Annotated in this window: 10 protein-coding genes; 5 read left to right on the forward strand and 5 right to left on the reverse strand. The window is 60.4% G+C overall.

Features of this window, described 5'->3' with window-relative positions:
• Positions 1-2: 2 nt before the first annotated feature.
• The 3 genes from IPI01_03675 to IPI01_03685 form a co-directional block, all read right to left on the reverse strand.
• The gene (locus tag IPI01_03675; protein MBK7256911.1) at positions 3-1703 is read right to left on the reverse strand and encodes a hypothetical protein; all 1701 of its coding nucleotides are present in this window, start codon (positions 1701-1703) and stop codon (positions 3-5) included.
• Positions 1704-1775: 72 nt separating this feature from the next.
• Positions 1776-3950 carry a hypothetical protein gene (locus IPI01_03680; GenBank protein MBK7256912.1) on the reverse strand — a complete coding sequence of 725 codons (2175 nt, stop codon included), beginning with the start codon at positions 3948-3950 and terminating at the stop codon, positions 1776-1778.
• Entirely contained in the window at positions 3947-8422 is a 4476-nt protein-coding gene (locus IPI01_03685; protein MBK7256913.1) for a hypothetical protein, read from the reverse strand. The genes IPI01_03680 and IPI01_03685 overlap by 4 nt, the downstream gene beginning before the upstream one ends.
• A 278-nt stretch (positions 8423-8700) precedes the next feature.
• On the opposite strand from IPI01_03685, the gene IPI01_03690 reads away from it, so the two are divergent.
• Positions 8701-9867 carry a DUF2961 domain-containing protein gene (locus IPI01_03690; protein MBK7256914.1) on the forward strand — a complete coding sequence of 389 codons (1167 nt, stop codon included), beginning with the start codon at positions 8701-8703 and terminating at the stop codon, positions 9865-9867.
• A 10-nt stretch (positions 9868-9877) separates the two neighbouring features.
• Here IPI01_03690 and IPI01_03695 read toward each other — a convergent pair whose 3' ends face one another.
• Both IPI01_03695 and IPI01_03700 read right to left on the reverse strand, forming a co-directional pair.
• The gene (locus IPI01_03695) at positions 9878-12397 is read right to left on the reverse strand and encodes a serine/threonine protein kinase (protein ID MBK7256915.1); all 2520 of its coding nucleotides are present in this window, start codon (positions 12395-12397) and stop codon (positions 9878-9880) included.
• A gap of 2 nt (positions 12398-12399) precedes the next feature.
• On the reverse strand, positions 12400-12960 hold the full coding sequence (locus tag IPI01_03700) for a sigma-70 family RNA polymerase sigma factor (protein ID MBK7256916.1): 561 nt from the start codon (positions 12958-12960) through the stop codon (positions 12400-12402).
• A 373-nt stretch (positions 12961-13333) separates the two neighbouring features.
• Between IPI01_03700 and IPI01_03705 the strand changes: the two genes are divergently transcribed.
• The 4 genes from IPI01_03705 (at position 13334) to IPI01_03720 (ending at position 18401) form a co-directional block, all read left to right on the forward strand.
• On the forward strand, positions 13334-13906 hold the full coding sequence (locus IPI01_03705; GenBank protein ID MBK7256917.1) for a hypothetical protein: 573 nt from the start codon (positions 13334-13336) through the stop codon (positions 13904-13906).
• Between the two features lie 218 nt (positions 13907-14124).
• Positions 14125-15369 (forward strand): SGNH/GDSL hydrolase family protein, encoded by a 1245-nt coding sequence (locus IPI01_03710; GenBank protein ID MBK7256918.1) that lies wholly within the window; start codon positions 14125-14127, stop codon positions 15367-15369.
• 55 nt (positions 15370-15424) lie between these two features.
• A complete protein-coding gene (locus IPI01_03715) occupies positions 15425-15769 on the forward strand; it encodes a carboxypeptidase-like regulatory domain-containing protein (protein ID MBK7256919.1) in 345 nt (114 codons plus the stop codon).
• Positions 15699-18401, forward strand: coding sequence for a TonB-dependent receptor (locus IPI01_03720; protein MBK7256920.1), 2703 nt, complete (start codon positions 15699-15701; stop codon positions 18399-18401). The genes IPI01_03715 and IPI01_03720 overlap by 71 nt, the downstream gene beginning before the upstream one ends.
• Positions 18402-18410: the final 9 nt, after the last annotated feature.

Below are 18410 nucleotides of genomic sequence, written 5' to 3' on the forward strand. Positions count from 1 at the left end.
GATCAGAACCGCTGCGTCACGTACAGCGAGGCAGAGTACTCGTTGAATTTGCTGCCGTACGCTGAATTCGTTCTGAAATTCATCATCGACAATGTCAGGCCGATCGATGCCGACCGCGTGAGGCGGTATGTCGAGGTGAACATCGAACGGAACGAGGAGGATCCCTGTCCGAGCGAGAGGACCCCAGTCAGAACGTTGACCAGGAGGTTGTCGAACGCCCGGTGCTGCGCGGATGCCGAATATGTCTGGGTGGTTTGGGCATCGAAACGCGCCACCTTCGAGACCACGATGCCAGCACCGGGGATGAGCGTGATGGTCTCCGCCAGGGGGATCGACAGTCCGAGGTTCGCGGAATGGGAGGAGAATCTGGTGTCGGCGCGCAGCCGGGAGTCGTTGCCCGACTCCTGATAGAGATAGCCGAACGTGATGGACTGGACCGCCGCGCCTTCGCCGAAGACCAGGAACTGATTGGTTCCCAGGGTCAGGCTCGAGTACGATACCTTGAATGTGTCATTCACAGCATCGTTCGCCATGGTCAGGTAGTTGCCGAGGACCGAGGCCGACCAATGATCGGTGGGTTGGAAGCTCACGGTGCCGCCGTAGTGCCACCGGACGAGCGTGTTGAGCTTCTGGCCGAAGAGATTGTCGTTCTGACGGATGGTGTTCCATGAGACCATCCAGCGGCCGACCCGAACCGAAGGTGCGAGAGAGAATTCCTGCCAGTCGTTCATCAGCGAAGCAACGCCCAGCGACGTATATCCGGGGGTCACGTACCTGTAGCCGGACGTCACGCTGACACTTCCCATATTCACGCCGACGTCGGTCCGTACGGCAACACCCGCGCTCGACGTGAGGTTCACATGATACAGGTCGTTCACCCAGTCCGGCACATTGAGCTGCTTGTTCTGGTCCACACGCATGTCGCGTGTGAAGATACTTCCCGTCGCTTCCACATCCCACGTCAGACGGTTGTCGAAGAACGTGATGTGGGACATCATTCCTATCAGCGCGTTCTCCTGGGGTGTCACCTCGAAGGGGGGAGTGGAATACATCCCGCTCGAGGAATCGTAGGTCGGGGGGGTACGCATGTCCTCGAGCGATGATATCCTGTCGCGCACCCGGAGGAACACAAGATCCACATAGCTTCCCTCCGCCGCGCCGAGGCCAATGCGCCCGCCATAGATGGACCGGTCAAAGGAGCCGTTCTCCGCGGTGCCCACGACCGCGCGGCGTGTGACGCCGCCGACCGCTCCCAGGCGGAAGAGGCCGGGATTGATGAAGAAGCCTCCGCCGCGGATGCGGATGCCACTCAGGGTATACTGCGCATAGTTGTCGGTGAAATCTCCGACGTGCGCCTGTCCCCAGCTCCAGTTCGGATTCACGCCGAACTGGTTGATGTCCTGCCGCGCCTGGCTTCCTTCCGTTGAGAGTAACACATCAAAATCAAAGGAGACCGCCTCGAACAGCGTCAGGGTGGGACGAAAGAACAGTCGCCCGATCGATGATGGCCTCCGCCCATCCCGCCCGGACATGCTATACAATTCCCCGTAGGTTCCGATCTCGCCGGAGAGCGCGAACGGAGTGAACCGTGAACCGCCCGGGCTGCTGGCGACGGTGTCGCGCTCCTGGGCATGCAGCGTCATGGTGCAGAGGGCTACTGCCGCCCCCAGCACGAGCATCGAATGGATCGGTCTCGCTGTCATGAAGCCCAACCTCGACGGATGGTGCCTACCTCATGAGATGGGCCTGTGCCCATCGTGATCGCTGATCCCGGCTCATTTCCCCGGGGGTTCAATGCGCACATGCGCGGCTACACTCAATACGGATTCAGCACCGGTGCGGGTGATGACCTTGACGGCATACGTGTAGTCGCCGGGGCCGCTGATCTCACTGTCGACGAAGGCTCGCTGATCGGCCTCCACGGACCTGTAGCGCAGCAGTGGATTCCCGTTCCGGGAACGATAGATGACGACGTACCCGCTCTCGTTCATTGTCGGGGCGTATGCCCATGTCAATGTTATGGCATTCGTGTGCTGGTCGAACGTGGCCTTCAGCTCCGTGGGTGCAGGGCGTACACCGGTATCGAACGGCCTCGCCTGTACGGTGAGGCCGGGCATGGAGTGCAGTCCTGTGCTGTCCACCGCCTCGATGCGGTATTCGTACATGGTCCCGTGTTGGACAGCCCGATCCAGGTAATGCACCGCATCGTGCGGCAGTGTGACGAGAGAGATCCATGCTTCTGATGGCAGAGAACGGCGGGAAAGCATGTGCGACCGGACGTCGTTGCTGCCACTGGGAGCCCAGCGAAGGGCCACGGCCGAATCGCTGGCCTGAACATCGTAGAATGCCGGCGCTTCGGGAGGGGTCGCATCATATCTCCTGAGCGCGAGAACCGCTGTCGGGCGGGAATGATTGTAGCGCGCATTCACGGCAGCGATCTTATAATAGACGTTGCGTGTCAGGGTGCGGATGGCCACCGTGTCCGTGTACGCCGTGTCGGGCCACACCTGCCCGGTGAGTTGTGTGAACTCATGTTCTGGCGCATTCGCCCGGAGGACACGGTAGCCGAGGATCGTGCGTTCGCGGTTCCTGTGCCAGGTGAGGTGCACGACGCCTGCAGTATCGATCGTGCCGCTCAGACCGGTCGGGGCCGCAGGCGGAAGGGTGTCGATCAGCGCCCCGAGCACGGGGAACGATGCTGCCCGGTTGCCGGCGGTATCGAGAGAAGCGACGATGTAATACGGTTCGGCTTCATCCGCCGCTTTGTCCGTGTATTGACGGGTGGCCTTCGGCAGGGGTTTCTTCATCAGCTCATGATAATTGCTGTCGGAGAACGCACTCCGGAGTACGACGAAGCCGGTGAGATCGGAAGCGCCGGCCGGCATATCCCATGCGAGTTGAACGGTGGTGCGCCCGACTTGCTTCGGGTTCTTCACCAGGGGCGCCGGGGGCGGGGTGAGATCGCGTGCGAATGCGCGGACCTCGGCCGGTGTGCTCCGCTCACCGAATGCCGTGATCCCTTGCACCCGGTACACATAGACCTTGTAGTTGACTGCCGTTGTGTCCGTGAAGCCGCCCCGGGGCCGCACGGCCGGATCGTCCGCATCAACGATGACGATCGGCGTCGGGTTCATCTGGACGAACTTCTTCCCCCCGTCGGCAGAGCGCGCGATGATGTATCCGGTGTATTCCCCCGATGGCTGGGGCTCCCAGCGCAGTTCGATGCGGCGTTCGAGTCCGCGCGCTGTCAGGTTCACTGGTGGTGGAGTCGGCTGTGCGGCGCGAACCTCGACCTCCACCTCGCCGGGGTCGATGCGGTAGTCGCGCGGTTCATTCATCCGGATGCGGTACGTGTAGCGGTCGCCGAGCTTTACGGTGCGGTCCACGAACCGCAACCCCATCGCATCGGCGATGGAAGCATCATTGTCGGCAGCGAAGAGCGCGTAACCGAAGAGATTGGTGTTCCTGACGGCGTTGTCTCCCACCGTATCCGCGCCATCGGGTTCGAGAAGCAGCGAATCGGCCCAGAGCGCGTTCAACACCAGGCCGAAGTACTTGTGGTCAGGTTGCGCGCGCATGGAGTCGATGAACCTGAATGCAAGCCACGGATGAAGGGTGTCCGGGGTGAGCCGGATGAACTCTCCATTGCCCGAACGCCGCTCGACCACGTACCCCGTGCGGTTCGCCACGCGCCAGCCGTGGGGAGTTCCCGGGGCCCAGCGGAGGACGACCGAATCTTTGTCCACCCGCGCGGCGACCATGATCTTCGTGAAGCCGGGATCGTGTGGCGGGAGGGTATCCGGTGCGGCGCTTGCGGAGGGCTGAGACTGGACCGATTGCGCTGTTCCTCCGCCGACCGCGAACAGGAGCAGCGATGCGACCATCAGGGTGCCGCGAACGGCACGCAGGGGCACGGGGCGGAAGAGCGCGTGATGCATGATCGTGGTCATAGTCTGCACTCCGTGCCCTTGCTGAACTTGAATGAGCAATCGCCCTTCACGAGGCCACCGAGGATCGAGTAGCGGCCTCTGACGGTGCCCGTGACCCAGAGGGGTTTCGGTCCGCCGACCTCAAGCAGCGCTGCGGCATGGATGCCGAGGATCTCGAAATCGCCTTTGTAGCCGACGTACCCGTTGCGGCACCAGCGGCACAGCCGGGCGCACCACCACGGCCCGCACGGGTAGTACACGTAGAAGCCGATGTCCACATGAAGCCCGACGGACGCGTCAACATAGGCGTACAGTTGCCCCTGCGCCTGCCATCCGTTGATCCCTTCGCATTTCGTCTGCTTCAAGAGAGCAATGTCGAATCCTCCGCCAGCACTGACGTCGCCATAGAAGATGAAGTAGTACTGCCGGCCCGTCGTGAAGGACATCGATGCCCCGAGTGCGAGGCCGTTGCCGGCAGCGATGCGCGCGTCCCGTTTTGCCGGGGGCATCCCCAGTATCGTAAGGACACGCTGGGGTGGCGGTGGCGGTGCCGGGAGGTCCTTCCCCATCATCAGATAGCCGTCCGTGGTGAGCCAGCTCGCGAGCTGGACCTTGATCCGGTTGGACGGCTCGCCGATCTTCATGTACCACGTGTCCGGCGTGACATGCATGACCATCCGGCCGGAACCGGTGACGGGAGTAGCGCTGATGACCGCATCGAAGACCCCGTGGAGTGTCGAGGAGGGGAAGTCGTAGGTGATGTCCGCGGTGCAGGTGACCTTCGCCTTCTCCCGCTCCGTGATCTCCGCCATCATGAAGCCGTTCCCGTTCAGGGTGATCCGGCCCATCGATACGCCTGTGGTCGTTCGCTGCAGTTCCATCTCGAGTGCGACATCCGCATTGAATGCCACAGGTGAAGGATGCGTGCCCAGGACCACCATGGCCTTGAAACCGAACGAGCCATCGCTCGGCACGAATCGGAAACCTGAGGCCGTCGCTCCCGGTGCTGCCGATGCCACTCCTGATGCTGTCGGGATGGTGGGATCAGCGCCGCCATCCCGTTTCATGTTCCACCAGAACCCACCGCCGATCCCGTAGAAACCGACGCCCGTGGTGCCGAACGCGATGCCCGGATTGAAGAGCCCCTTCGCATCGACATAGAAGTAGCGGAAGTCGCGTACCTTGCCGAACTGCACGGTCGAGACGACCGTGATCTTCTTCAGGACCTCCGCGCGGACGACACCGCGGAATCCGGTGCCATAGATCTCGTCCTCCCGGTACATGCCGACGGACCCCGCCACGCTCACCGGCCCGAGGTCTGCGTTCACCGTGATCGAATCAAGTTCAGCCCCATAGAAGCTGAACTTCTGGGCACCACCGCCGCGGCCCAGTTCACCCCAGAGGGTGATCGATGTGCTGCCGCTGATGGCATTCGTGCCTGGCGAGAGATTCACGCTGGCCTTGAAGCTCAGGCCGGTGAGTTCTTTCCCTTCGCGCTCGGTGCTCGCGAGCGAGATGCCGGAGATCGACAGAGGGAACCCCGCGAGGCTCTTCTCGGGGCTTGCGAAGCTCCAGACACCATTCTGGAAATACGGCTTCACCGACTGCAGTCGCAGGTTCTGGAACTGCACACCGGGGAGGTCCACCTTCGGGATGCCGGCGATGTCGCCTGCCACGGTGATACTGCCGCTGAGCGATGCGGAGGCAACGAGTTTCCGGTACGGATTGTCGTTGCTGATGCTGATCGATGACGCGGGGCTCAGCGTGATCCGCGCCTTCCAGATGTCGGCGGACAGCGTGGAGTCTGGCTTGAGAACGAACTGATAGGCGAGGGTGTGGAGGGTGTCGCCGGATGCGGGCCGGGCCAGGGTCGCCATGTACCGCAAGGGGGTCTCGGAGATCGGCATCTTGATCTTGCCCGTCATCCACCCACGCTGCAACGAGCTGTTGAGGATCTCGATGCCGAGCGTATCGAGGCTCCCACCCCACTCGCCGAAGTTCCCCTTCGGATACATGAAGACATTCTCGGCGCGGAAGCTGCCCGTGATGCCGCTCCGGTTGATGATGAGGTTGTTCACCGAGATCTGCGGCGGTGCCGTACTGTCGAAGGTCCTGAGCTGGGGCGGAAGCGAAATGCTCCCCCGTCCGATGTAGAATCCGGTCCAGGTCTTCTCCGTGTCGCCCCTGTAGCCTGAGGGGAATTCGATGTCCTTCGGATTCTCTTCCGAGGATCTGTCGAACGTGATGTTCTGTGCTTCGAGGACGAAGCCCGGTGCCCCGGCGATCTCGCAACGGTCCATGGATGCAGCAGCGAGGAAATTGCCGCCGCGGCCGACGAGGGTCCGGAAGCTCGCGCGCACTCTGGAGGTGCCGTCGTCGTTCGGGAAGGGGCGCAGCCACGTCCGCGGGAACTGCACTTCGGCACTCACCTCGAACTGTTTGAAGCCCTTGCAATCGAAGGTGACGGCGCACCCCTTGTCTCCGTCCTTCGGGGACAGGAACGCGAAGCTCCATGTATCGTTGTACTCGTAGCCGATATCCGATGCGAGGTAGAGCGTCACGTTGCCGTCCCCGCCAAATCCATCCGGAGAGAAACAGATATCACGTGCGCCGAGGCCAAGGCCAAAGCCGGGGCCCAGGTCCGGCATCGGGTAGGACATCGCCGCGTTGAGGTACGCGGCGGTCGGCTTGAACACCGCGCCGATGACTCCGATGACATACCGCTCACCGCCGATCTCATTGTCGATCCCGACCGGCAGCATGAGCGGTTCGGCGCCGGTCAACCCGTTCAGAGCCCGTGAGGCGCCGGAGGCGATCGCATGTGCAGCTTCGATCTCCTTTGTGGTCAGGTTGAGACCGGTTCCCAGGCCGTTCGCTTGCTCACGGGAGAGGTGCGATCCGGGATCCTGGATCCCGGTGATCTCGCCGTCGATCAGTTCCTTCCCGGCGTTCACCTGGATGTTGCTGAACTCCACGGCGAGTTTCGCACGGATCATCGGGATGGAGATGAAGCCTTTCCCGGACAACGCCCCGCCGGAGCCATGTGCTTCGGTGATGAACATCGTGAATTTGCCCGCGCGGATCGAATCTCCCACGGTGAAGGACGCACCGGATGGCTTCTTGTCTGCCGGCTCCGGGGTTGAACAATCGTCCTTGCACGAACCCGCGGTTGGCTCGGTGTTGGTCGTGTCATAGAGGAACGTGTACGAACCGCTCGTGACCGTGTCCCTGTCGCATTCGAGTCCATCCTCACGTATCGTGCGCTTGTCATAGGACAGGACGATCTGCCACCGGTACTTCTTCATCAGGGCGGGTGCGAAGTGCATGCCGGCCCGGCTCGTGTCCAGGTTGACGCTCAGGAGGGTGCTGTTCGCCTGAGGGGTGATCGTGAGTGCTGTTGCGTTCGTATCGAGCACTGTTGAGACGAGGGGATCGGCGGCTGTGCCGGTGGAGTCACCGCTGGCAGAGCGGCTTGCCTCCCATACCTGCAGGTGAAGGGTCTTCAGTCCGGAGGTGTTGATCCCCGGTGTGGTCTTCACGCTGAACGTCGGGATCGTGAGGGTCTTCCATTTCCCGCCATGTTCGGGCGACACGGCCCGCAGCGTCAGACATTCTGAACTCGGGCGGGGCCGTGGTTCCGGCCCGGGCTTGTTCGCGTACGTGAAACTGAAGATCTGCGAATAGCCATTGTTCGATGAGACCGGGTAGTTATTCTGATCGAGGGCTTGCACCTGCCAGGCGTACACCGATCCTTTGTGCAGCGGATAGCCATCGATCGGATACTGGAGCGTGGTCACGAAGAGGTTGTCGTTCTCATACTGCGCGACCGCATTCGAGGCCATGGCGGTGGAAGGGGTCTGTCCTTTGAGCACCTCGACTATCCGCAGGGAATAGTGCATGGGCGAAACCGGAGGGGGAAACGATGGCTCCCATTGCAGGATCGGTATCGGCATTGTGACCGTATCCTTGTCGGCCGGGCTCCAGAGGACGGGGGGTGACGGATACGATACCGTGAACGGGTTCGAGAACGTTTCCGTCACCGCGATCCTGGTCCCCGGGTACTCCGTGATGATCACCGACGCAACGTATTGTCCCTCGGGGAGCCGTCCGGTCTTTGCAGCGAGGTCCCTCAGCGACTGCTCGTACTTGACGCTGCGCAGGCTCAGGAACTGGGTATTGTTCAGCACCGTGGGTGAGGGGCCGGGGTTGAGGACCAGCGGATCGCTCGTTCCGGCGACGATCTGGGTGCGTGAGGGATATCGGTAGATGCGGACCTCGACGACCACGGTCGGCGCATACCCCATCACCGAGTTCATGATCGTCAGAGTCCCGATGGATGGGTCGGTCTGCCAATCGCCCGGGTAGGCAGGGCAATCGGGCTTCATCTGGAGCATGGCGGAGAGGACGGAGATCTGGGTGTGCGCGGGAACCCACGCGACCATCAGTGCCGCAAGCACAACGGCGAAAGACCGGTTGCGCAAATGGAAATGCATGTGTCTAGGCCTCCCCAAGAGGTGGGCAGAACAGGCGACCGACTGATTCATCGAAAGGAACGGCACCGTGTGCAGGTCACGGTGGGTACGGATGGGTGCGTGGGAGAGTCCGCATTGTGTGCGGGCGTTGGAACGGATGAAAAGAAACAAAAAAAACGAGAGAATCAAGTTTCAGATTGTTACCTTACCGGAACGAGTGGCAGGCCACCTATTGAACGCTCCCGTACAGCCTGCCCTCCTTTTCCCGTGTGGTGCATCATACTCTGGCAGAGATGATTATGAGAACACTCTCGATCCTTCTTGTGGCCGCGCTCCTCCCCTGTACAGCGGTCGTTGCTCAGACCGCTACGGGGAGTGATCCTGTGCTGAACTTCGGCCTTGGCAGCCTTCCGCTGATGAATGAGACGGAAACCCGCCTGGTCTCCCCGGAGAATCCGACTGGCGAACGGGGGAAAGGTGGGATGGCGGTCCCCAACCCGTCGGATCCGGACCTGCCCTTCTCGAAGTCGGCAGCGCATCTGGGCCAGGGATGGAAGGTGCGGCCCTTTGTGAAGCCGAAGGCAGGGGAAACGATCACGATCATGGACGTGGAAGGGCCCGGGACCATCCAGCATATCTGGATGGCAACCGAAACCAACTGGGCAGGGAATGGACGGGCATGCATCCTCCGGTTCTATTGGGATGATGAAAAGGAGCCATCGGTCGAAGTGCCGATGACCGATTTCTTTGCCGTGGGACACGACATCTTTGCGAAGGTCAATTCAGCGGTGGTCGTCGTGAATCCGATGTCCTCACTCAATTGCTATTGGCCCATGCCGTTCCGGAAACGCGCACGCGTGACATTCACCAATGAGAGTGACAGGGACCTTGCGCTGCTGACCTATCAGATCACCTATGCAAAAGGCGACGTGCCGAAGAACACCGGCTACTTTCATGCGCAATGGCGGAAGTCCACTGTCGATCCCTCGCATCCGGACTATACGATCCTGGATGGCGTCAAAGGAAAGGGGAAGTACGTTGGAACGTTCCTTGCCTGGACGCAGTTGCACTCGGGGTGGTTCGGTGAGGGCGAGGTGAAATTCTTCATCGACGGTGATGGGAAGTTCCCGACGATCTGCGGGACCGGCACGGAGGATTACTTCGGTGGGAGCTACGGGTTCCCCGAACTCTATAGTACGGCATATGCAGGGAACGTTCTGGACAACAGGAATGCCGGTGAGAACGGCCCGCGCAAGTGGAGCCTGTACCGCTGGCACGTTATGGATCCCATCGTGTTTCAGAAAGAGTTACGCATGACGATCCAGGCGCTCGGGTGGTACACCGGAACCCCGGGTGGCTACCGTCCGCTCGCCGATGACGTTGCTTCGGTGGCGTATTGGTACCAGGTGGAACCGCACAGTGCCTTCCCAAAACTTCTGCCGGTGAAGGACCGGTGGCCACGGTGAGTGGCGTCGGTCAGAGCGGAAAAGACCCCGCGCTGGTGACACCATAGGCGGCGGCCTCCCGCGGTCTGTTCCAGGCCATGTACAGATCATACAGGCGACTCCGCGCGAGGATCGTTCGCGGATTGTCCGGGCCCTGCGAGGTGACAAGGTCCCTGTAGCTCGGGACGAGGAGAGACTCGGCCTCACTGAAACGTCTGTGGTCCGAAAGGAACTCGCCCAGCGCCCCGGTAGCGAGTGCTGTGAAGAAATGCCCGTGGGGGAGAGATGTGGTGCGGAGCCGAACGGCTTGACGCAGTTCTTTCTCAGCCTCCGCCGCCCGTCCGAGCTTGTGCAGACTCAAGCCTTTGATCGAGAGAGCTATCGGGTAGGTGTCGTAGTGCGTGCCAAAGTTCTTCCGGTACACGCGGAGAGCCTCGTCGGCAAAGGCCAATGCCTTTGCGTAGTCGCGTTGCCTGTAGAAGAGTGCTGCCTCATTGCGCGTGTTGTCTGCCGTCCAGAGATTTGACGGGGCAAGGAGCCGGAACAAGATCTTCCGGGCATCGCCGAGCAGTGTGTCTGCTTCCGCTGTCCTCCCGGCTTCGGTCAGGAACCCTCCATAGATCGTCATCACAAAACCCGCCTCCGCAGTGGAATCGATCCCTTCGCGGTGGCTCTCTTCCACTGCTTCCCGTGCGGTTGCGAGCGCTTCCTGAAATCTCCCCTGATCCGCAAGGACCGATGCCAGGGTTGCGCGGGTCACGCTGGCGATGACGTACGTATCCGGGTTGAACACCGGCCCCATCGAAAGCACCTCGCGAAACGAGGCCTCCGCCTCCTTCGAGTCACCCTGCGTCCTGCGAAGACATCCGAAATTGTTGAGTGCCCCCGCGAACAGATCGCGCTTGATATCTCCCCGGGCAGCAGCGAGGCGCATGGCCGGAAGTGTCCGGCGGAACAGATCCTCTGACTCCGGGAGTCTTCCTTGCGCGAAGAGCTCCATTGCCCAGAGGGCCTGGGTGTCGAGCATCTCCACTCCCGTGATCCCTGGGTGCTCTGAAGAGAGCTGGATGTACTTTCTATAGTGTTGGTACATCAGATCGTATCGTCCCTGGTGGCCAAAAGCATCCCCGAGGATCCGTTCAAGTTGTATGCGGAGTTCTGGCTGATCGGAGAATTCTTCGCTCTCCAGTCTCCTTGCTGCATCATCAAGAGCGTCCTCCATGATCGTGGCCGTGCGTGGAGACCCGCTCAGTGGGCGCAAGGGATTCGAATAGCCGAGCATATCGGTAAGGAAGGTATTGACGTTCTCGTTGCGCGCCTTTTCCTTTTGCGCTTCACGCATTTGGTGCACCGCGACGATGAGTCCCACGACGAGTCCCAGCGTGACAACGGTCACGGTACCGACGAGAACACGATGTCTGCGGAGGAACTTGGACACGCGGCGCATGGCCGGAGCTGGCCGTGCCTGAATGGGGAGGTGGTTGAGATGGCGGCGGAGGTCCTCTGCAAACTGCTCGACGGAGAAGTACCTCCTCCGGGGATCCCGCTCGAGAGCCTTGAGAATGATGGTATCGATGTCTCCTCTCAGGCGTCTCCTCGCTCGCCTCACTCCTTCCGGGGTTGCGATGTGTATCTCCCTCCTGCTGGGTTCCGGGGGCTCCCAGGCGACGCGGGGAGATCCGACCGGTGAGGAGGTGCTTTCGCCGGTGAAGGGGCGATGCCCTGTGAGAAGGACGTACAAAAGTACGCCCAGAGAAAAGACGTCGCTGGCCGTCGTTACCTCGCGCCCTTCCGTCTGCTCCGGGCTCGCGTACTCGGGAGTGAACAGGTTCACTCCCGGTCGCGTCTGGCCTGGCAACGATGCAGAGTGCAGCGGATCCAGGAGTTTGGCGATACCAAAATCCAACAGCGTGGGAGTTCCATCCGGGGTCACCAGGATATTGTCGGGTTTGAGGTCCCGGTGGACGATCAGCTGGCCGTGCGCATATTGGACCGCTTCGCACACGCGCAGGAAGACCCTCAGTCGTTGATCGATCGAGCAGCGTTGGTGTTCACAGAACTCGTCGATCCGCTCTCCTTCGACGAATTCCATGGCCAGATACGGCGCTCCGTCTTCGGTGGTTCCACCGTCGAGCAAGTGCGCGATGTTGGGGTGATCCAGTCGACTCAGACTGTGCCGCTCAACGCCGAATCGCCGGATCACCTCCGGCGATGTCAACTCCCGGCGGATCACTTTGATCGCCACACGACGGGGAGGGACCGTTCCGCTCACCTCTGCTTCGTAGACCTCCCCCATGCCGCCCGTGGAAAGCAGCCGGAGGATGCGATATGGTCCAATGCTGGAGGGCGCCGGAGGGAGCGGTTCGATGATCGAGATGCGAGCTGGTTGCTCGAGGAATGTGCCTGCCTCACGGTGTGCCGTGATGAGTGACGCGAGTTCGGTGGCAAGGTGCGGTTCGATCGCGTGCAGTGTGTCGACCATGGCATCGTGCTCTTCGCGGGGAAGAGCGATCGCCTGCACCAAAAGATCCTTGAGCCGTTCGGTTTCCACGGTCAGTCGGTGTGTGCTTCGTTGATGAAGCGGAAGAGCCAGGCGCGGGCGAATTCCCAGTCGCGGATCACCGTCCTGACGGAAATGTGCAGGAGTTCGGCTATCTCCTCGTTGGTCAATCCTGCGAAGAACCGGAATTCAACAATGCGGGCCGATCGCGCATCGGTCTTCCCGAGCGCACTGAGTGCGTCGTCAAGTTCTTCAAGAGATCCGGACGTCGATCCTTCGAGTGCGAACGCATCGTCAAACGGGACTCTGATGCTCTGTCCACCCCGTTTGTCGGCGTGACGTGCCCGGGCATGGTCGATCACGATCTGGCGCATCGATGTTGCGGCGATGCAGAAGAAATGGCCCCGGTTCTCCCAGGTGAGATGACGGCTTCCGACAAGCTTCAGGAATGTCTCGTGGACGAGTTCCGTGGTAACCATCGTCTGCCCGGGCCCGGCGGTGTGCAGGTGGTTCGAAGCGACACGGCGGAGTTCGTCGTACACCAGAGGCACAAGCGTTTGCAGGGCATCATCGCTGCCCGATCGTGCCTCTTCAAGGAGTATCGTCAGGTCCATGAGACCGGCTTTGAGAGAAGTGAGAACGCGGAGAGACCCTCACATTCAGAAGATAGGATATTGGATGAACTCCTGCAATGTCACTTTTCTATCGGGGAATCCGTGATACAGGTGAAGGACTGAAACGCTCATTGACTTGAGAAACAGCATCCCCGTCGTCTCCAGGATCCCGGCATGTCCATGAAGATCGGTTGTATGATGTATGTGAGGATCCCGGCAAGGGTCTGTGGGGTGAGGTTTTTGCCAGCCCTGGGGGGCTCCGGTGGGCTCGCAGGCTCTCCGCCACCCGATATCGTATTCGTGGTCATATTGAATTAGCAGGCGTTCAGGACCCTACAATCCACTTCTCAATCATCATTTCCGGAGTCGTGTCATGAAGATGATCATATCCGTGCTTAGCGCTGCAGCCCTCCTGTTGTTCATCTCTGTCGGAGCCTTCGCACAGGCTCCAATGGCGGTCGGCGCCGGTGTGGATCTCATGCTGCCCGTGGGTTCGTTCGGCGACAATTGGGGGACAGGGTTCGGCGGGACTGCTCAGTTCGATCTCGTTGTGGGACCGCACACAACTCTCACGGGGAAGATCGGCTTTCTTACCTGGAGCGCAAAGGACCTGCCCTCCGGCGTCTCGGCGACGTACAGCGGGGTACCGTTTCTCGTCGGCGCGAAATACTACCCTCACCTGTTCGTATCACAATCCGGCAATGGGATCCGTGCCTATGGTCATCTCGAACTCGGTTTGATGTTCGGTACGGTCTCGGTCAGCGGTACCTCGCATGGATATGCTGGCTCGATCTCCGGGTCGGAGGCGAATTTCACGATCGCCCCTTCCATCGGCGTGGAGATACCGGCAGGTACTCGTGGGGCCATTGATGTATCGGTGCGATTTTTCGACATTTCCCGCAAGAACAGCATCGGATTCCGAACCGGATATAAGATGATGATCTAAGGTGGCCTCCTGTCCCTGAGAAGGGATTCGGCCATCCGGGTCGTCGGCCGCCGGGCAGAGGTCATGCCCGGGCGGCCGATGGCGGGCCGGAGCCCGGCGAGGATCACGCCGGCTTTGTGTTCCTTCTTTCAAAATCCTATCTTGTTGTGTCCTCACGTCGGGGCGTCACCGACACCCGTAGACACCTCTCGAAATCCCAGGAAGATCAGATGTCTCCCATGATGCATCAAGCTCGGGGTGTTCGGGCATGGAAACTATCCGGGATCCCGCTTTTCTGCATCGCCATCGTTGCCTGGGCCACGATTTGCATTCCTGCATCAGCGCAACCCGGGCGTGGAGTCTCGACCGACATATCGTATCATGTGATCCGCGGAGGCCTTGCGAACTGCGCGCGTGTCTTCACCCGGACGAAAGCGGGGAGAGTCGCTTTCCTCGGAGGGTCCATCACCGAGAATCCGGGGTGGCGGGATTCGGTCTCGGCCTACCTGCGCCAGCGGTTTCCGGGAACATCCTTCGAGTTCATCGCTGCCGGTATCGCTTCGACCGGCAGTACACCGGGCGCATTCCGTTTGCAGCGTGATGTGCTCGGTAAGGGGAAGGTCGATCTGCTGTTCGAAGAAGCGGCGGTCAACGATGCAACGAATGGCTTCCCTCCCGAGGAACAGATCCGGGGTATGGAAGGCATCGTTCGTCACGCCCGCCTTGCGAATCCCGCGATGGACATCGTGGTGATGTGCTTTGTGGATCCAGAGAAAATGGCGTCGTACCGGAAGGGGATCGTGCCTGCCGAGATACGTATGCATGATTCTGTCGCTGCGCACTATGATGTGCCGATGCTGGATCTTGCCAGGGAGGTCACGGCGCGGATCGATCGGGGCGAGTTCACATGGGAAGGGGACTTCAAGGATCTCCACCCTTCGCCCTTCGGTCAGGAGCTGTACTATCGGTCCATACGGCGGTTGCTCGAAGCGTGCTGGCACGGTATCGATCTCCACGTTCCCCCTGCCGGGTATCCGCTTCCGGAGCCGTTGGACCGTGACAGTTACTTCCATGGGGACTATGCGGATATCCGCATCGCTTCCCGGGGAGAGGGGTGGTCCATCGTGGAGTGTTGGAGGCCGCAGGACGGTACGGAAACGCGCAAGGGGTTTGTTGATGTTCCGGTGCTCGAGGCTCTGAAGCCCGGGGCGGAGCTGACCGTGCCTTTTGCCGGGAACGCCGTGGGGATCTGTGTGGCAGCGGGAAAAGATGCGGGCGTCATCGAGTTTGCGGTTGACGGCGGGGCATTCAGGAAACAGAACCTCTTCACGCCGTGGAGTGCCGGGCTGCACCTGCCGTGGTACTACGTTCTTGAGCGTGCCCTACCTCAGGGCAGCCATGTTCTCCGTCTGAGGATCTCTGCCGACCGGGATCCGCGGAGCACGGGGCATGCATGCAGGATCGTCCATATTCTTGTGAATTGAATCATCGTTACCAGTCGTGCATTGCTCTTTATTCTTTTTCGGAAGGACTGACGTCATGTTCAAGGTATACGCCCGCCCGATCATCGCCTTCGTCTGTCTCACACTCATTGTCCTGCTGGCCGAGCCGGTGGCGCTTGCCGCCTCCAGCGGGACGGTCGAAGGTACCGTCCGCGATGCACAGACCGGCGACCCGTTGCCTGGCGCGAACGTCATGATACTGAAGACCAGTCTCGGTGCGTCGACCGACATGGATGGGAAGTTCATCATCCGGAATGTTCCCTCCGGGCTCCCACAGTCTCCGGGCGGCGTACGTGGGATATCTTCAGAAAGTGGTGACGATCCTGGTGAAAGAAGATGTGACCCTCAGGCAGGAGTTCAAGTTGTCCGCGGTCGGCGTTGAAGGGCAGGAGGTGGTCGTTACGGCACAGGCGGCAGGCCAGAAAGAGGCCATCAACCAGCAGCTCTCGGCCATGCCGATCATGAATGTCGTTTCCGCTGCCCGTATTCAGGAATTGCCGGATGTCAACGCGGCGGAATCCGTCGGCCGGCTTCCCGGGGTTTCATTGATCAGGACTGGTGGAGAAGGTGCTCAGGTCGTCATCCGCGGGCTTTCACCGCAGTACAATCAGATCACCATCGATGGCGTCGAGCTCTCGAGCAACGTCACGTCGCGTAATAATATCGTTTCCGCTGATGCCAATCAGGGCGAATCCTCGATCGGACTTCTGGGAGACCGGGGCATGGATCTCAGCATGATCTCTTCCAGCATGCTGGGCGGGATCGAGGTGATCAAGGCGATCACACCTGATATGGATGCAACGGTGCTCGGTGGTGTGGTGAACTTCGACATGCGCAAGGCCATGAAGGGGGCCGCGGCCGATGACCGGCCGTGGTGGCTCCCGCGCGCGGAGATCAGTGTGCAGGGCGGGTACAACGACCTGCGTCGGACGTACAACGACTACAGGTTGACCGGGTCGATGGAGAAACGGTTCCTTGATGAGAGTCTCGGGTTCTTCCTGCAGGCCACCGCGGAGCGCCGCAACCTGAGCGCACACTCGTTGTCGGCAAGTTTCAATCTGACCGACAAGACCCATGGCGATGCGGGGGTTCCGGATCTTTCGCAGATGAATCTTGACGATATCCAGCGCAGGCGTGAGCGTATCGGCGGCGTCTTCGTCGTGGACTATCAGCATGAGACGGGCGAGATCGGGTTCCTGAACTCCGTGAACCGGAGCAGGACGTATGGCCTGCGCACGGGGGAGGAACTCCCGTGGCAACGGAACATGATCTACTATTCCGCGGAGGAGACCAGGAACGAGCTCACGAGTGTGACCAACATCCTGAGCATCAAGCAGGAGATCCCCCTGTTCCGGGTCAAGATCAAGGCATCGCACACATATTCAGAGAGCCTGAATCCCGAGGATCTTCTGTTCAGCTTCTGGCAGATGGCCAATGCAGGATTCTCCAATAAGGGTGATCTCTCGAAGCTCGACCCCCGGGCCCTTGCCATGATGGCGACCCCCGATCCCGCTGCGACGATCCTTGCCCGGTTCCGCCTCTCCGATGTGCTTTCCAGCGAGCGGACGCTGAACGGCTCCATCGATCTGGAGACGAGTATGGGGATCACGGACATGCTTTCCGGGACGCTGAAGTTCGGAGGATCCGTGCTCTATAGGAAGCGGGAGTTCGATCTGAATGCCATCGACGGAGGGAACTACTGGCTTGGCGGAGCAGCGATCGACCATGCCCTCATGAAGTATCCGTCCTACGGGAGCAACGGCCGCATCAGCATGCTGCCGTTCCTCGATGAGAGCTACACAGCGGGGAGATTCCTCAAGGGAGAGTATCCGCTTCCCTATTCGCTCAAGACCGGTCCCATGTGGACCATCATGCCGTTCTTCAAAGAGGATATGAACCCTGATGTCTATCAGGGGAACAAGCTCGAATCGGTCTTCAATGACTATGGGGGGAATGAGACCAAGAGTGCGGCGTTCGCCATGTTCACCCTCAGGATAGGTGAGGATATCAAGATCCTCCCGGGTGTCCGGTATCAGAACCTCTCGACGACCTATCATGCCATGAGGGGCACGGCGGTGCCGGGGGGGATCCAGGGTGGCGATACGACCGTGACACAATCGCACGGATATTTCCTGCCGATGGTGCATCTCCGGTATACTCCCCTCGAATGGTTCACGATCCATGCCGCGTACACCAATACTTTGAACTATCCGGACTACAGCAGCATCACGCCACGGTATTATATCGGTGATGCGGCCATTCAATACAACAACTTCCGGATCGAGCCGGCACGGTCGGAGAATCTGGACCTCGTGTTGTCGTTCCATTCGAATGAGCTGGGATTGCTTACGGTGAACGGGTTTCTGAAGCGCATCACGGGGCTCATCTTCTTCTCCCGGACGTACATCAGCGATCTCAGCGCCTATCCCGATCTGCCGCAGGCGAACAATCATCTCTACGAGTTCAACACCTACATCAACAATCCGCTGCCGATCGATGTGAAGGGGATCGAGGCGGAGTGGCAGACGAATTTCTGGTACCTGCCACCGCCGTTCTCCGGCCTGGTGTTCCTCATCAATTATACGCATATCTTCTCGGACGCGAGTTATCCGCGGAGTGAGGTGAATGTGAGCTATGATGATGACGGCAACTCGACCGTCACGGTGCGCGACACGTCCTACACAACACGGCTCCTGAATCAGCCCAACGACATCCTGAATCTCTCTCTCGGGTACGATTACATGGGGTTCTCGGCGCGGCTCTCCATGCTGTATCAGGATAACATCTTCAAACGGCCGGATTTCTGGATGCAGAACAGGGTGAATTCCGCGAGCGCCACGCGCTGGGACCTGGCCGTGAAGCAGGAACTTCCGTGGTACGGGATCCAGATGTTCCTGTCGCTGAGCAATCTCACCGGCATCATGGACACCGACATCAATCAGAAGACCGCACTCCCCAGCAATGTGCAGTACTACGGCATGATGGGGGATCTCGGGATCAGGATCAGGCTGTAACGGGGGTAC

The organism is Ignavibacteriota bacterium, assembly GCA_016707525.1.
Lineage (GTDB): Bacteria > Bacteroidota > Ignavibacteria > UBA10030 > UBA6906 > JAGDMK01.

Excerpts from the sequence above, each read along its gene's own strand:
- IPI01_03675 (MBK7256911.1), bottom strand. The coding sequence starts at position 1,703 with ATGACAGCGAGACCGATCCATTCGATGCTCGTGCTGGGGGCGGCAGTA.
- IPI01_03680 (MBK7256912.1), bottom strand. The coding sequence starts at position 3,950 with ATGACCACGATCATGCATCACGCGCTCTTCCGCCCCGTGCCCCTGCGT.
- IPI01_03685 (MBK7256913.1), bottom strand. The coding sequence starts at position 8,422 with ATGCATTTCCATTTGCGCAACCGGTCTTTCGCCGTTGTGCTTGCGGCA.
- IPI01_03690 (MBK7256914.1), top strand. The coding sequence starts at position 8,701 with ATGAGAACACTCTCGATCCTTCTTGTGGCCGCGCTCCTCCCCTGTACA.
- IPI01_03700 (MBK7256916.1), bottom strand. The coding sequence starts at position 12,960 with ATGGACCTGACGATACTCCTTGAAGAGGCACGATCGGGCAGCGATGAT.
- IPI01_03705 (MBK7256917.1), top strand. The coding sequence starts at position 13,334 with ATGAAGATGATCATATCCGTGCTTAGCGCTGCAGCCCTCCTGTTGTTC.
- IPI01_03710 (MBK7256918.1), top strand. The coding sequence starts at position 14,125 with ATGATGCATCAAGCTCGGGGTGTTCGGGCATGGAAACTATCCGGGATC.
- IPI01_03715 (MBK7256919.1), top strand. The coding sequence starts at position 15,425 with ATGTTCAAGGTATACGCCCGCCCGATCATCGCCTTCGTCTGTCTCACA.